Source organism: Pseudochrobactrum sp. XF203, from assembly GCF_020341615.1.
Classification (GTDB): domain Bacteria; phylum Pseudomonadota; class Alphaproteobacteria; order Rhizobiales; family Rhizobiaceae; genus Pseudochrobactrum; species Pseudochrobactrum saccharolyticum.
Window position 1 is genome coordinate 2,743,141 of sequence record NZ_CP084392.1, and the last position, 14,803, is coordinate 2,757,943.

Sequence of the window (14,803 nt, forward strand, 5' to 3'; positions counted from 1 at the left end):
AGCCTCAGGAAACGGCCTCCCAACCGTTCCCTTTATACTGGCCGGATCCTAGAGATCCCGTACCTCTTGTCTCCTTACGCGATCAAAGATCGCGTTCCAGCATAAGTGCATCTTCTACCGTCCACTGACGGCGAACCAGTCTGAATGTATCGCCCTCAACCAGCACTTCCTGAATAAGCGGACGCGCATTATAGGTTGAAGACATTGTTGCACCATAGGCACCGGCAACACCAAGCATCACCAGATCACCACGTTCCAGCGCAGGCAAACGATCAAACTCGCCGAATGTATCCGAGCTTTCGCAAACAGGGCCAACCAGATTGACCGGCAGGGTTTCCGCATCGGCTGCCGGTTCACGCACCGGCCAGACCGGATGCACGGCATCATAAAGTGCCGGACGCATCAGATCATTCATCGCTGCATCAACGATGGAGAATTTAGAATTACCCTGATTTTTGCCATAGAGAACTTTGGTCACCAACGCACCGGCTTCGGCAATGATGAAACGACCCGGCTCCATAGTCAGTTCGCAATCAATATCACCAAGCGTATCTCGGATTGTCTGTGCATAGGCATCGACATCAATGCCGGCAGAACCATCATAGGAAACGCCGAGGCCACCGCCGAGATCAAGACGGGAAATATTCAGGCCTTTGGCGCGGATTGCCCGTGTCAGCTGTGCCAAGCGTTCAAAAGTCTGACGATATGGCGTGACATCGGTAATCTGCGAACCGATGTGAACAGCAATACCAACCACATTGATTTCTTCACGGGCAGAGGCGGCCGCATAAGTATTCAGCGCATCAGCATAGGCAATGCCGAATTTGTTCTTGCTGGTGCCGGTGGTAATTTTCGGGTGGGTCAGTGCATCTACGTCCGGATTGATGCGCAGCACCACAGTTGCCACTTTGCCAAGCTGGCGGGCAACACGGGAAATCGCATCCAGCTCTTCGATGGATTCAATATTCAGCTGATGCACACCGGCATTGAGTGCCGCTGCAATTTCCTCATCGGTTTTGCCAACGCCGGAGAATACGATTTTATCCGCAGGCGAACCGGCCGCCAATGCGCGGTGCATCTCACCGCCGGAAACAATATCCATGCCGCAGCCCTCACCGACCAGCAGTGACAACAGCGACAGGTTGTTATTGGCTTTCACCGCATAGCAAATCTGCACATTGAGTCCGTTCAGCGCAGTGCGCAATCTGGCAACACGTTCACGCACTGCAGCCGCCGAATAGACATAAAACGGCGTGCCGTATTTTTCTGCAATTGCAGAGACAGCAACGTTTTCAACGCTTAAAGCCCCGTTTTTATAGCCGAAATGCGCAACATGCGGACGTGAGAACTCAGTGGTCATTCTACCCTCAAACACTCGAAGCGGAGGGTCGCACAAGACACACCGCTTCATCATTACTACCATCAAGCTATCAGACATCCATCTGCGGTCAAATTCATAATAATCTCTTTATTATTCATTTTCGATATGCTTAATACTGGGAAGGTCTTGCTGCCAAAGGGGAGATTTTATGCGTCTGACACACCGCCAGCTGGAAATTTTTCAGTCGCTGATGCACACCCTTAATGTTACTGAAACGGCAGATCATCTCGGCTCCTCGCAGCCAACCATCAGCCGCGAGCTGAAAGATCTGGAAGCAACACTCGGCTTTACGCTATTTCACCGTGATAACCGCCGTCTGAAGCCGACACAACAAGCTGCCGCGCTCAACGTGATTGTGCAGCGCTCCTTTGTAAGCATTGAAGAAATTGCCCGTACGGCACGCGCTATTCGCGGCGATAATTTGCAACGCGTATCTGTCGCCTGCCTGCCCGCCTATGCCCATGCGATTATTCCGCAGGCCACCAAACTGTTTCTCAACGAACATCCGCAAGCGTCTGTGAAAATTCATTCTCTGGAAGAAAGCGCCCTCACCCGCGACCTGTTGAGCAAATTCTTTGATGTCGGCATGGTAGAAGGCAATATTACCCTCAGCGCCTCCGCAACACGCGAGCTTTATACCGGTGATCTTCTGTGCATCATGCCTGCCGGTCATCCGCTGGCGGATTATGACATACTCGATATTGAGCAATTCTCCGGTCATAACTTTATTTATTATTCCGATGAGGATTACTATCGCCGTCAGGTCGATCAGTGGTTCAGCAATGCCGGTATCAGCCGTAAACTTATGATTGAGGCAACCACCGCGTCCTCCATCGGTTCTCTGGTAACAGCAGGTATTGGCATATCCGTTATCAACCCGCTAAGCGCATTAGCCTTTGAAGGGCAAAATCTGCTGATCCGCCCGATCCGCCATTCCATCCCTTATTATGTGAATGTCTGGCAGCCGGAAGATATCCGCCGCGGTGCACTTGGCGCAGAATTTGTGCAAGCAATCGTCAGTGCTGTTGAAGAACGCGTTGCAACACTGCGACAGCGTAATCTATGCACATGAACATTGCAGTATCAGGATAATATTCTCAAGAAACGACATCGCCGAGCAAGCAATACCAAACAGCGTCGTTTTTCCTGCACTTGCCTGCTTTCCTGTTTAAAAACAGAACTCTATATTACGGCAAATTCGAACCAAAGAGGATTATCATGGTCAATCCGGTTTTCGCAGCATCCGGCATATCTGTTTTTGAAATCATGTCGAGACTGGCCGCAGAAACCGGCGCCATCAATCTCGGACAGGGCTTTCCGGAAGGGCTGGAGCCGCAGGAACTGATTGCCGCTGCAACAGATGCTCTGCACAACGGTTCCCATCAATATCCGCCAATGCTTGGTCTTCCTGCCCTGCGCAAAGCTGTGGCTGACAATGCCCGTCGGTTCTTCAATATTGATCCCGATTGGGAAACGGAAATTCTCATCACCTCCGGTGCGACGGAAGCGCTGGCCGATAGTTTCTTCGCGCTGATTAACTCCGGTGATGAAGTGATTGTGCTGGAACCGGCCTATGATTCCTATAGTCCGGTGATCCGCCGTGCCGGTGGCGTGGTTGTGCCGGTGCGTCTTGCACCGCCCCATTGGGAATTGCCGTTACAAGCACTGAGCGATGCAATTACCCCGCGCACGCGCATGATCGTTGTGAATAATCCGATGAACCCGATCGGCAAGGTCTTTACCCACGAGGAGCTGAATTTCATTGCGGAACTGGCGGTGAAGCATAACCTCTTCATTATCGCCGATGAAGTTTATGAACATCTGACCTTTGATGACAATAAACATATCTCGCTGTTTTCACTGCCGGAAATCCGCGACCGTGTGGTACGGATCGGCTCTGCAGGTAAAAGCTTTTCGCTCACCGGCTGGAAGGTTGGCTATATCACCGCCGATGCACAATTGCTGAAAGTGATCTCCCGCGTCCATCAATATATGACCTTCACCACACCACCGGCCTTACAGACAGCGGTAGCGGTCGGTCTCAACTTGCCGGACGACTATTTCACCGGCCTGCGGGAAGAACTGGCTAAACGTCGTGATTATCTCGATGCCGGTCTGCGTGAAGCCGGTTTTAACATTGCCTCTGCGCCTGCCACTTATTTCGCGGTTGCCGATATCAATGATCTCGACAAAGATGGTGATGATCTCGCTTTTAGCCAGCGCCTCACCCGCGAGGCCGGTGTCACGCCGGTGCCGGTATCGTCCTTCTATTCAGAGCGCAATATCACCAGCCATGTGCGTTTTTGTTTTGCCAAAAAACTCGACACGCTGGAGACTGCCATTAACCGACTGCGTGACTGGCGTGAGAAACAGAGCTGAGCAATCTCAGCCCTTTGCAGCCTCTGCTAAACCTCTGCGAATACGATTGAAAATCGTCCACACTAACAGGGCGATCAGCAGCGGCTGCAACCAGACCATCCACTCTGGCAGAAAACCGTCAACGGCCAGCCAGCCACCGAGAATACCGAATAACAGAGCACGGTCGCTTTTGCCCATCGGCCCGTCATAGCGCCGCGATGCACCGATACTCAAGCCCAGCAATCCGGCAAATTCGGTGAGCAAAGCCAGCACAATAATCAGCCCCATCCAATGCGGCTGAAACGGTGCGATCCACAGAAACGGCGCAAACAGCGCAATATCCGAGACAAGATCACCCATCTCGTTGAGATAGGCACCCAAAGCGCTTTGCTGGTTAAATTCGCGCGCCAGCATCCCGTCGATGGCATTCATCGCCATGCGGATAAACAGCCATACGGGAATAAGCCAGAACCATATTTTGTTTTCAGCAATCACCAGCCATGAACCGACTGCCACAGAGATCAGCATCGCCGCAATAGTCACCTGATTGGCGGTCACACCCCACTGTGCCAATCGGCTGACCAGCGGGCGCAATAAATCCTGAAAACGGCTCTTAAGCTGATAAACAGACACGGTATAACTCTTTGCAAAATCACTTTTCTTAAACATCGTTTAGGCTAAAAGACTTACAATAAATAGCAAAACAACATCTATTCCTACGCCTACTTAAGAAAGACAGGCCTATGACTTCGGTAAAACGCGATTGCACTGAGCGGCATTTTATCAGCCATGACCGGCAGGAAATCTTTTTCCGCTACTGGCCAGCTTTGAGCGAAAAGCCGGAAGGTGCCATCATTCTTCTGCATCGCGGTCACGAACATAGCGGCCGTGTCGCGCATATTGTCGAAGAACTCGGGCTGGATAATTACAGCTTCTATGCATGGGACGCTCGTGGTCACGGCCTGACCCAAGGGCAGCGCGGCTATTCGCCTTCCTTTGCAACCACGGTGCGCGACCTTGACTGCTTTGCCCGCCATATCACCGAGACAGACGGTTTCGCCTTACAGGATATGGCGCTGATTGCACAAAGTGTCGGCGCGGTTATCGGTGCTACATGGGTGCATGATTATGCACCGCCGATCCGCGCCATGGTGCTGGCTGCACCGGCTTTTGACGTTAAACTTTATGTGCCGCTGGCCAAAGAAGGCATCTGGCTCTGGCAGAAGCTCAAAGGCACATTCTTCGTCAATTCCTATGTCAAAGCCCGCTTTCTCACCCATGATAAAGAGCGCATTGCATCCTTTGAAAATGATCCGCTGATTACCCGCCCGATTGCTTCCAATATTCTGTTGGAACTCTATGAAAATGCTGACCGGATTGTCCGCGATGCCCGTGCGATTACCACGCCGACACAGGTGCTGATTTCCGGTCGTGACTGGGTGGTTCGCGATGCGCCGCAACACCGTTTTTACGAAAATCTCGCAGGCCCGATTAAAGAGCGCCATGTGCTGAAAGGTTTCTATCATGACACGCTGGGCGAGCGTGACCGCGCACTGGCTTTTGCCAAAATCCGGCCTTTCATTGAGCAGCAGTTTGCCAAGGCTCCGCAACAAAGCTCACTACTTGATGCGCATATTCAGGGCTTTACCCGTGATGAAGCAGACCGTCTGTCCACACCTTTGGCGATTACCAGTCCGCGCGGGGCTTATTGGGGTATGACCCGTGCTTCTATCCGTATCGGCGGATTGTTCTCGGAAGGATTGAAAACCGGTATCCGCACCGGTTTCGATTCCGGTTCCACGCTCGATTATGTTTATCGCAATAAGGTGAAGGGCTTAGGCTGGGGCGGCCGCTATACCGATAAGACCTTCCTCAACGCTATTGGCTGGCGCGGTATCCGCCAGCGTAAAACCCATCTGGAAGAGCTGATCCGGCAGGCTATCACCCGTTTGCAGGATGACGGCAAACCGGCACGCATTCTCGATATTGCCGCCGGTCACGGACGCTATGTACTGGATGCACTCACCACCAAGGACGATGAAATCGCCTCGGTGCGCTTGCAGGATTATTCACCGATCAATGTGCTGGCCGGTCGTCAACTGATTGCGGAACGCAATCTCTCAAGCAAAGCCGAATTCCATGAAGGTGATGCGTTCGACACCAAAGCGCTCGCTGCCCTTGGCACAGACGCGGAGACAGCGCCCAACCTCGCAATTGTTTCCGGCCTTTATGAACTCTTCGCTGATAATGACCAGATCGCGCAATCACTGGAAGGGCTGGCACAAGCAGTTCAGAGTGGTGGTTATCTGATCTACACCAATCAGCCTTGGCATCCGCAGCTGGAAATGATTGCCCGTGCGCTCACCTCCCATCGTGGTGGACAGGCATGGGTGATGCGCCGCCGCACGCAGAATGAAATGGATCAGCTGGTGGAGGCCGCAGGTTTCCGCAAGATTGAACAGCGCATCGACCAATGGGGCATTTTCACCGTGTCACTGGCGCAACGTATTGAGCAATAATGCAGCTTAAATCCGAAGTGCATAAAACAGATCCGGCATTGATAAAACGGGGCGTGCTGTGGTTGCTCCTGCTTGCCCCACTATTCTATGCAACATACGGGCTGGCAAACTGGCTGGCATCGCAGCGTATTGCAGTGCCGGAGATTGTCTTTGACTGGGAACAGCAAATTCCGTTCTGGGGCTGGACGATCATCCCCTATTGGTCGCTCAACCTGTTCTACGCTGTCGCGGTTTTGGTCGCTACCGACAGGCAATCGCAAAACCGGCTGATCGGCCGCTATCTCACAGCGCAATGCATTGCCTTTGTCTGTTTCATCACTTTTCCGCTGACCATCACATGGGAAAAACCTGTCACAACCGGTTTTTCGGGTTGGTTATTTGCCATGCTCGGAAATTTCGATCAGCCGTTCAATCAGGCACCCTCCCTGCATATTGCACTGGCAATTATCATCTGGGATCATCTGCGTGACAGACTACCCGCACCTTGGCGCATGATCTGGCATGGCTGGTGCCTGCTGATTGCTCTGTCTGTTCTCACCACTTGGCAGCATCATTTCATTGATGTTCCGGCCGGTGCTTTGCTCGGTCTGTTTGCTCTGTGGCTGTTTCCCCGTGAAGGCGATGCCCCCTGGCAGAATTACCGTTTCACCCGCGATTCCAAGTCCCGTAAATTCATGCGTATCTATGGTGCTGCCGGTCTTGCGCTACTTGCACTCACATTCACCGGCGGGCATCCGGCAATTCTGCTCCTGCTCTGGCCTGCATTGGCCTTGCTGATGCTGAGCTTTGGCTATAGCGGCAGCGGCGCAAAAATCTTTCAAAAGCGTCCTGACGGCTCTGTCAGCCTCGCTTCCTTTTGGCTCTTTTTACCGCTGCGCATTTTTTTCAGGCTCAACCGTATCGCATGGACATGGCGCGAACCGTCAGCGGTCAAAATTATTGAAGGTCTCTATCTCGGGCGTTTCCCGAAACGCTCAGAAACACAAAATTATGCCTGTATCATTGATATGACTGCGGAGTGTATCGCACCACGCCATATCAAATCCCGCTGGCAGGCTTTTCCGCTGATGGATCTTGCAAAGCCGGAGCCTGCAACCATGCAGGCCGCAGTCATGGCAATGCATAATGCGCCGCGCCCGACACTGATCTGTTGTGCCTTGGGCTATCAGCGCAGTGCCAATCTCATTGCCCGCTGGCTGGTTGAAAGCGGCCATGTGGCGGACAGTCAGCAGGCCGAGGAACTGATCCGCAAAACCGGCAGGCCGGTGCGTCTTTATCCGGATCATCAATAAAACAGCGTAATTCACACAAATAAGAAATGATTGCGGAAAGTGCTTTTATTCTGTTACTTGCTGAATTTAATGTGAAGCAAAATAAAAACGACTGTTCTTCATGGCCGATCCGGACTCGCATTCAGTATTACAGATTTTCTCCGGCATGGTTCTGGCCTTTTTTTCCCGCGCCATTACCGGCGTGCGTCCGATCTGGAGCGGCACAGTTCCGTCCCGCAAACAGCGCATTTATTTTGCTAACCACACCAGCCACGGTGACTTCATCCTGCTGTCCTCCTCACTGCCCTTAGGCGAACGGGCGCGAACCCGCGCCGTTGCCGGTGCCGATTACTGGAACAGCAACCGCCTGCGCCGCTTCATTGCCACGCGGCTGCTCGGCACAGTGCTGGTGGAGCGGAACTGGATTGAGCGCAGTGAAGACCCGTTACTGGTGATGCTGCGTGCAATCGACAGCGGCCAGTCGCTGATCTTTTTCCCTGAAGGCACCCGCAATATGACAGACGATCCGCTGCTGCGTTTTCGCGCCGGTCTCTATCATCTCGCCAAAGCGCGGCCGGATGTGGAACTGGTGCCCTGCTGGATTGAGAATATGTCCCGCGTTTTGCCGAAAGGCACATTTCTGCCGGTGCCGCTATTATGCCGCGTGATTTTCGGTGCGCCGCTGCAATTGCAACCGGATGAAGAACGCAAAAACTTCCTGCACCGTGCACAACATGCCTTGCTGACACTCAGCCCCCATTCCGACGGAGAACATCGTGACTGAAGAAACCAATCTTCTGCTGATCGGACTGGTCGTGCTGTTATCAGTTGCAAGCCTTGCTGCCGCATTAATCAGCTGGCGCAGTGCCAAACCGCTGCCTTCCACGCTCAGCAATATCAATGCACGCATTCGTGCGTGGTGGATTATGATTGCCGCGATCAGCATCGCTTTTCTGTTTGGAAAGACCGGCGTCGTCATTCTGTTCGGACTGGTCTCTTTCGCAGCACTTCGGGAATATGTGACCCTCACCCATACGCATCGCAGCGATCACTGGCTGCTGCTCGGTGCCTTCCTCATTGTCATTCCGGTGCAATATTATCTGGTCTGGGTAGAATGGTACGGGCTCTATTCCATTTTCATTCCCGTTTATGTGTTTCTGGCCATGTCGGTTCTGACAGCACTCTGGGGCAATACCAGCCGGTTTCTCGAGCGTATTTCCGAGCAGCAATGGGGCATTATGCTCTCGGTCTATTGCATCAGCCATGTGCCTGCTCTCGCGACATTGCATATTGAAGGTTTTGAAGGCCGGCAAATGCTGCTGATTGCCTTTCTGATCGCCGTGGTGCAGGGCTGCGACGTGTTGCAATTCATCTTCGGCAAATTATTCGGCAAACACCGTATCTCGCCGAAAGTCTCCCCGTCCAAAACATGGGAAGGCCTGATCGGCGGCGTGGCCAGCGCATCTTTGCTTGGTGCAGCGCTGTCATGGCTCACACCTTTTTCCCCGCTACAGGCAGGCGGCCTTGCAGCCATTGCCTGTATCATGGGTTTCTTCGGCGGCCTTGTCGCTTCAGCGATTAAACGTGACCGCGGCGTAAAAGACTGGGGACATATGATTGAAGGCCATGGCGGCATGATGGATCGCGCCGATAGTCTGGTTTTCGCCGCGCCGGTGTTCTTCCACCTGATCCGTTATTTCTGGACGTAATTAATGTATAGCTGCGCCGCGAAACAGGTTCCATGACGAGCGCCGTTCGGCCAGAAAACGCCCCGGCGGTGTGCCGACTGCTTTGCGGAACATCGTGACAAAAGCACCGGCACTCTCATAGCCCAGATCAAAAGCCACCGACTGGATTGACCGCCCTTGTGTCAGCAATTGCACACCGGTTATCACATGCAATTGCCGCCGCCAGCGCCCGACACTCATGCCGGTTTCATGGCTGAATAACCGGCTCAGACTACGCTCGCTCATGCCGATACGATGCGCCCATTCTTCCAAGGTCGCGTGGCTTGCCGGATCATCCAGTAAAATATCGGTCAGCTTGCGCAAACGGCTGTCCGCCGGTATCGGCAGATGTAATTGCTCCAATGGTGCAGCCACCAATTCATCCAGCAACACAGTGATGAGCCTGCCCTCTGCACCGTCTTCATTATAGCAGGGGTCAAAGCCCGCAGCTTTTTCCAGCAGGCTTTGCAGCAAAGGCGAGACGGAAACGCTGCAACACGTCTCCGGCAAACCGTCAACGACGTCCGGCGCAACAAACAGACCGAAACCGCGTGCCTCGCCGGAGCTTCTGGCTTTATGAAATAACCCACCCGGTATCCATACAGCGCATTGCGGCGGCACAACCCAGACGCCGCTATCCGTTTCAACTGTCACCACACCACTGGCGCTGAATAAAAGCTGCGCTTTGCGATGGGAATGGCGCGGAAACTCCCAGCCATCAACAACCATCGATAAGCCCATGACAACCACGGGACGGTTGATCTGATCCGGCAAAGCATAATCAGGAAAATCTGTCGTGAAAAACATAAAATCACCGTTACTCTGATGATAATCCTAAAAGTTCATAGGCCTGTCTTACAGCCTCATCGCGGCTCTCCGTGACAATCATCGGATGCCCCCAGAACTTGCCGTAAATGACTGCAAAAGCTTTCGCCGCCAAGCGCTTCACTGCACTTGGCTCAACATAATACATCGCCTTCACGTAATCACGTAAATCAGCTTTGTGCTGTTTCATCCACAGAGAGACAGCACGGCGGTCAGCAACACTTTCACCCGGATCCTTGTCAAAATCCGCAGCCCAGCCAAGAAAGACAAAAGCTTGTTTGCGTTGCAGGCATTGCTCAAAAATCTGCAATGTTTCTTCAATACTCTGCTTACCTGCACCGGAATAATCCATCCGCACCAGCGGAAAATCCTGAATATCAATCTGCATATCTGCCTCATAAACTATACGCCTGTTATCGGCGTTAAAATATGAGATAATTCGTATAGTTTTATCATGCTGGCGTCATTCTGTCATGGTGCCATAAAATATTTCATTCCGGCCAACACAGTGGTGACAATAAAAAACGCCGGTCTGACGATCAGACCGGCGTTTTTAAATTTTCGACTGGCGTCCCAATCAGGTGATTTCAATATGCGGCTTCAGCGGCATATCATCATGCAAAGGCACAGTCTGGCGTTCAATCATACGATGCACCCGCGGTTTTTCCGGCCCTTTATGCAGCGACAGTAATTTCTCGGATACTGCAGCATCTGCATAGGTACGGCGCTGATTATGGCGGACATATTCCACCCATGTCGGCACATGATAAGTCTCTGTCCAGATGTCCGGATTTTCCAGATCACGCAGCAATGCCCATTGCTGTGCACCGTCACGAATGCGGATACGGCGGCGCGCAGCCATCGCTTCCAGAAAGGCATGAACATTATGATGTTCGATATGATAATCCACCATCACCATAATCGGACCACTGCGTGGGCGGATATCCAGACGCAATTGCGGCTCGGAAAATGAATTGAGCGGATCAAGATTGAGCTTGTCGAATTCCGGCAATTTGAACACCAGACCGACCAGCGCACCGCCAACCAGCGTGAAGGCTGCAACGCTTAAAGCCGTTTCAGGGCCGTAACCATCAGCCACTGAACCCCAGAGCCAGCTACCAGCGGCCATGCCGCCAAAAGTAGCGGTCTGATAAAGCGCCAAAGCACGTCCCACCACCCAGCGCGGCGTGGACAATTGCACGGTCACGTTGAACAGCGATAAAGCCAGCACCCATGACGCACCGGCAGGCAGCAATAACAGGCAGCTTAAAATAACCGAATGACTGTAAGACAGCAGATAGACGCTGATACCAAAAGCGATGAATGCACCGCGCACAATGGTTTCATTGGCGAATTTCTCGCGCAGTTCACCGGAGGTGAATGCACCGGCAATCGCACCAAGGCCGAATGCGCCGAGCATAATACCATAGGTCAGCGCCGTTCCCTGTACCAGATCGCGCGCAACCAGCGGCAGCAAAGCCAGCACAACAATGGCTGACAAGCCAAAAAGAAAGCCGCGAAACATCACCTTGATCAGATTGGGTGACATGGAAACATAACGAAGACCGGCGGAAACGGCACGACCAAAGGTCTCACGCGGCAGCGTGGATTGCGTCACCTGCGGCTTCCAGCGCAGCAGCGCAACAATCAACGGAATATAGCTGACAGCATTGATAATAAACGCAAAAGCGGCACCGGCAACGGCCACAATAAAACCACCGATCGCAGGGCCGATACTACGCATGGCATTAAAGCTCATGCTGTTGAGCGCCACCGCTCCCGGCAGATCAGAGCGTGGCACGATATCGCCCATCGAGGCCTGCCATGACGGATTATGCAAAGCGCCGCCGCAGCCGATCAGGAATGTAAAACTCAGCAAAAGCCATGGTGTGAGCCAGCCCATATAGCCGAAAATCGCCAGCATCAGCGACACCAGCAACATCATAAACTGGGCAATCAGCATGATACGGCGGCGGTCAAAATTATCAGCTAAAGCACCGGCAAACAGCGAGAAAAACATCACCGGCAAAGTGGTGGAGGCCTGTACCAGCGCCACCATATTGGAGGATTGCGCGATGGTCGTCATCATCCAGCCTGCACCGACTGTCTGGATCAGCCCGCCAAGATTGGAAGCAAGCGTTGCAGTCCATAAAGAGCGAAAAGCTTTATGTTTAAACGGGGCTAAAGGGGATACACTTTGCGACACCGCAGAATTTCCTATCCGAAGCAGATGCTCCATCATGCATGGTTCGGTGTAATAATCACACTGAAAAATTCAAACAGCCTGTAAAATCAATGTGCAAGCTGCCAGCGAACCTTATGCCCGTACCATAGGCAACATTGAAAAAAGACGTACTGGCTATTTTGACGCAACTGTGAAATTTTTTCTTCAAACAATAAAAAACCGCCGGAACTTGTCCGGCGGTTTTTGTAATCAGACTATCTGGCAAAGATCAGAATTTGGCACTGGCACCGAATATAAAGCTGCGGCCTTTTCCTGAATATTCATTCTCACCCAATGGGCCGGAAACAGCGACGCGGTAATTTTTATTGGCCACGTTCTCAACCGAGAAGAACAATTCCGCATTTTCCTTCAGCTTATACGAACCGTAGAGATCATAGAGAATATAGCTTGGCAGTGCGAATTTCTGGCCAAAATCTGTACCAAATCCGGCATAGCTGCTTTTGCCGAAATAACGTGCCTGCGCACCCAAAGTCAGCTTCTCGTCAAACAGACGGAAACCTGCATCAAGCGTGCCATACTGATCCGGTATCATGAAGGCATCACCATTCCCCGCACCGGCCCCCTCACCAATCGGCTGATCGGTCTTGGCTTTGGTATAAGAGACATTGGTATAGAAAAAGCCGAGATCGTAACTGCCTTCAATCTCCCAGCCATACATTTTGGTAATGCCCGGACGGTTGATCCACATTGCTGTCGGGCCGCGATTAGGCACATTAACAAAATCATTGACGACGAAATTCTCTATGGAATTGTGGAAGAAGCCGGTTTTGAGGCGGAACTTGTCATCGCTGCGCAGTAAACCGTCTTCTGTGAAGTTCACCCCGATATCCCAGCCTTTGCTATATTCCGGCTCAAGATTGAGATTATTGGCAATACCACTGCCGAGCCCTGCACCGATCGGGATCAGCGAGAAGAACATTTCCTGCACCGTCGGCGGGCGGAAAGTATGGGCATAGGTCGCATAAAGCTCCAGCCCGTCATAAGGCTGTGCGGTCAGAGAGACTTTCGGCAACCATTTGCCGCTGCTGCGCTCAATATCCTTGTTACCGCAGACAGGCCCGCCAGCAGGACAATCCCCTGTGCCTGCCGCATAGGCAGGCTGATAGCCTTCAACATTCCAGTGATCGTAACGCAGACCGCCGGTCAGCGTGAAAATATTCCACGACAAAGTTGCGTCGGTAAAACCGCTGGATTTCTTTAAGCTACCCGGAGGGTTCGCACCGCGATATCTGTTGATGACATATTCATCGCTGCCAAAAGACCCGCCATAGAACAGTTTGAGCTGTACATCATCATTCAGCATTGTTTTGCTGGTATTGGAAATGTCAAAACCATAGCCGCGATTATCGGTTTTGCGTCCGCGATAGCTGCCGCCGGTCGCCGCATAATCCATATTGGTGCGGTTATAATAGGCATTCACCTTCAGATCGATCCAGTCATTATCATCCGGCGTATAGGCATAATTGGCAGTGTATGACGCGTTCTTCAGATCCTGCTCGTAATTGGCATAGGTAAACCGGTTCTCATACCAGCGCGCACCAAGTTTAAGATTATGCTCGGCGGATGGTGCAATTTCAAATTTGATCAGCCCGCCACCCGGACGGTTGGTAGCATCGCGCCCGCTATCGACATAAACACCGTCACCATTTTTAAATGTACCGTAAGACGTGCGCGCAAAAGCTCCGAGAATACTGACATTGCTGGATTTATCATTGTTCAGATTGGCACGCGCGGCACCTGCCAGCATACCCGAGCCGCGGAACCCGTTGGTTCCGGCTTTCCAGCGTGTCAGCACACCGACATCACGCCCCGGCAAAACAATATCGTCAAAGTCAAGTGTGCGAAAATTTGCGGCGCCGCTCAGAGTCCCCATACCGGCGGCGCCTCCTACGGCACCTTTGCTCACATCAATGCCGCCAAGCAGTTCCGGCTGCACATAGAGCAAGGTACCGCCGGATGAAGCATGGCCTGCCACATTACGGAATGTCTGCGGCACACCATCAATCATCGCATTCACACGGCCGAAACCACTCATCCCGCGAATATTCACCTCAATGCCGGGCTGACTGGATTGCTGACGGGTGAATACACCGGGTGTCGAGCGCAATGCCGCTTGCGGATCGCCGCCAAAACGCTGCTGCAGCACATCACTGCTTACAGAACTGACTGGTGCGGGTGTGCGATATATTCCGTCACCCTGAGCAAATGGCCCGTTCAGACCACCGGTGACTGTAATTGTTTGCAGCTGTGTGGCGCTCCCCGCAGCTTTATCTTTTGCCGCATCCTGTGTGGTTGTTTCCCGCTGCTGTGCCGCAGCCATGCCTGTAAAAATTCCGAGACCGGTTATGCTCAAACCCGTAAGGCTCAAAATCGTACCGGCGAAAGATGCGCGCAGACAGTGCCTGACAACAGACATAGTACCCCCTTTGGCAGGCAGACGTCGTCTGTCCTGCCATGCATAATCATGACAAGTTTTG

The 14,803-nt window shown here is 52.6% G+C and carries 12 protein-coding genes; 6 read left to right on the top strand and 6 right to left on the bottom strand.

Annotated elements, in window-relative coordinates; genetic code table 11:
- Positions 1 to 82: 82 nt before the first annotated feature.
- A complete protein-coding gene (gene lysA / locus LDL70_RS12490) occupies positions 83 to 1,360 on the bottom strand; it encodes a diaminopimelate decarboxylase (protein WP_225685194.1) in 1,278 nt (425 codons plus the stop codon).
- Between the two features lie 169 nt (positions 1,361 to 1,529).
- Here lysA and LDL70_RS12495 point away from each other — a divergent pair, with 169 nt between their 5' ends.
- Positions 1,530 to 2,453, top strand: a complete 924-nt coding sequence (locus LDL70_RS12495; protein WP_121992349.1) for a LysR substrate-binding domain-containing protein — start codon at positions 1,530 to 1,532, stop codon at positions 2,451 to 2,453.
- Positions 2,454 to 2,599: 146 nt separating this feature from the next.
- Positions 2,600 to 3,760, top strand: a complete 1,161-nt coding sequence (locus LDL70_RS12500; protein ID WP_225685195.1) for an aminotransferase — start codon at positions 2,600 to 2,602, stop codon at positions 3,758 to 3,760.
- Between the two features lie 6 nt (positions 3,761 to 3,766).
- On the opposite strand, the gene LDL70_RS12505 is transcribed toward LDL70_RS12500, so the two are convergent.
- Positions 3,767 to 4,372, bottom strand: a complete 606-nt coding sequence (locus LDL70_RS12505; protein ID WP_225685196.1) for a CDP-alcohol phosphatidyltransferase family protein — start codon at positions 4,370 to 4,372, stop codon at positions 3,767 to 3,769.
- A 110-nt stretch (positions 4,373 to 4,482) separates the two neighbouring features.
- Here LDL70_RS12505 and LDL70_RS12510 point away from each other — a divergent pair, with 110 nt between their 5' ends.
- The 4 genes from LDL70_RS12510 to LDL70_RS12525 all read left to right on the top strand — a co-directional run bounded on the left by LDL70_RS12510 (position 4,483) and on the right by LDL70_RS12525 (position 9,238).
- Positions 4,483 to 6,258, top strand: a complete 1,776-nt coding sequence (locus LDL70_RS12510) for a bifunctional alpha/beta hydrolase/class I SAM-dependent methyltransferase (protein WP_225685197.1) — start codon at positions 4,483 to 4,485, stop codon at positions 6,256 to 6,258.
- A complete protein-coding gene (locus tag LDL70_RS12515; protein ID WP_225685198.1) occupies positions 6,258 to 7,550 on the top strand; it encodes a phosphatase PAP2/dual specificity phosphatase family protein in 1,293 nt (430 codons plus the stop codon). Before LDL70_RS12510 ends, LDL70_RS12515 begins: the two co-directional genes overlap by 1 nt.
- Positions 7,551 to 7,650: 100 nt before the next feature.
- Positions 7,651 to 8,313, top strand: a complete 663-nt coding sequence (locus tag LDL70_RS12520) for a 1-acyl-sn-glycerol-3-phosphate acyltransferase (protein WP_022710611.1) — start codon at positions 7,651 to 7,653, stop codon at positions 8,311 to 8,313.
- Positions 8,306 to 9,238: a phosphatidate cytidylyltransferase gene (locus LDL70_RS12525; RefSeq protein WP_022710612.1), complete on the top strand. Its 933-nt coding sequence runs from the start codon at positions 8,306 to 8,308 to the stop codon at positions 9,236 to 9,238. Before LDL70_RS12520 ends, LDL70_RS12525 begins: the two co-directional genes overlap by 8 nt.
- Here LDL70_RS12525 and LDL70_RS12530 read toward each other — a convergent pair whose 3' ends face one another.
- The 4 genes from LDL70_RS12530 to LDL70_RS12545 all read right to left on the bottom strand — a co-directional run bounded on the left by LDL70_RS12530 (position 9,239) and on the right by LDL70_RS12545 (position 14,742).
- The gene (locus LDL70_RS12530; RefSeq protein ID WP_221720091.1) at positions 9,239 to 10,063 is read right to left on the bottom strand and encodes a helix-turn-helix domain-containing protein; all 825 of its coding nucleotides are present in this window, start codon (positions 10,061 to 10,063) and stop codon (positions 9,239 to 9,241) included.
- A 10-nt stretch (positions 10,064 to 10,073) separates the two neighbouring features.
- The gene (locus tag LDL70_RS12535; RefSeq protein ID WP_225685199.1) at positions 10,074 to 10,469 is read right to left on the bottom strand and encodes a hypothetical protein; all 396 of its coding nucleotides are present in this window, start codon (positions 10,467 to 10,469) and stop codon (positions 10,074 to 10,076) included.
- A gap of 189 nt (positions 10,470 to 10,658) precedes the next feature.
- Positions 10,659 to 12,287, bottom strand: a complete 1,629-nt coding sequence (locus LDL70_RS12540) for an MFS transporter (protein ID WP_213599024.1) — start codon at positions 12,285 to 12,287, stop codon at positions 10,659 to 10,661.
- A 247-nt stretch (positions 12,288 to 12,534) separates the two neighbouring features.
- A complete protein-coding gene (locus LDL70_RS12545) occupies positions 12,535 to 14,742 on the bottom strand; it encodes a TonB-dependent receptor domain-containing protein (RefSeq protein WP_225685200.1) in 2,208 nt (735 codons plus the stop codon).
- Positions 14,743 to 14,803 lie beyond the last annotated feature (61 nt).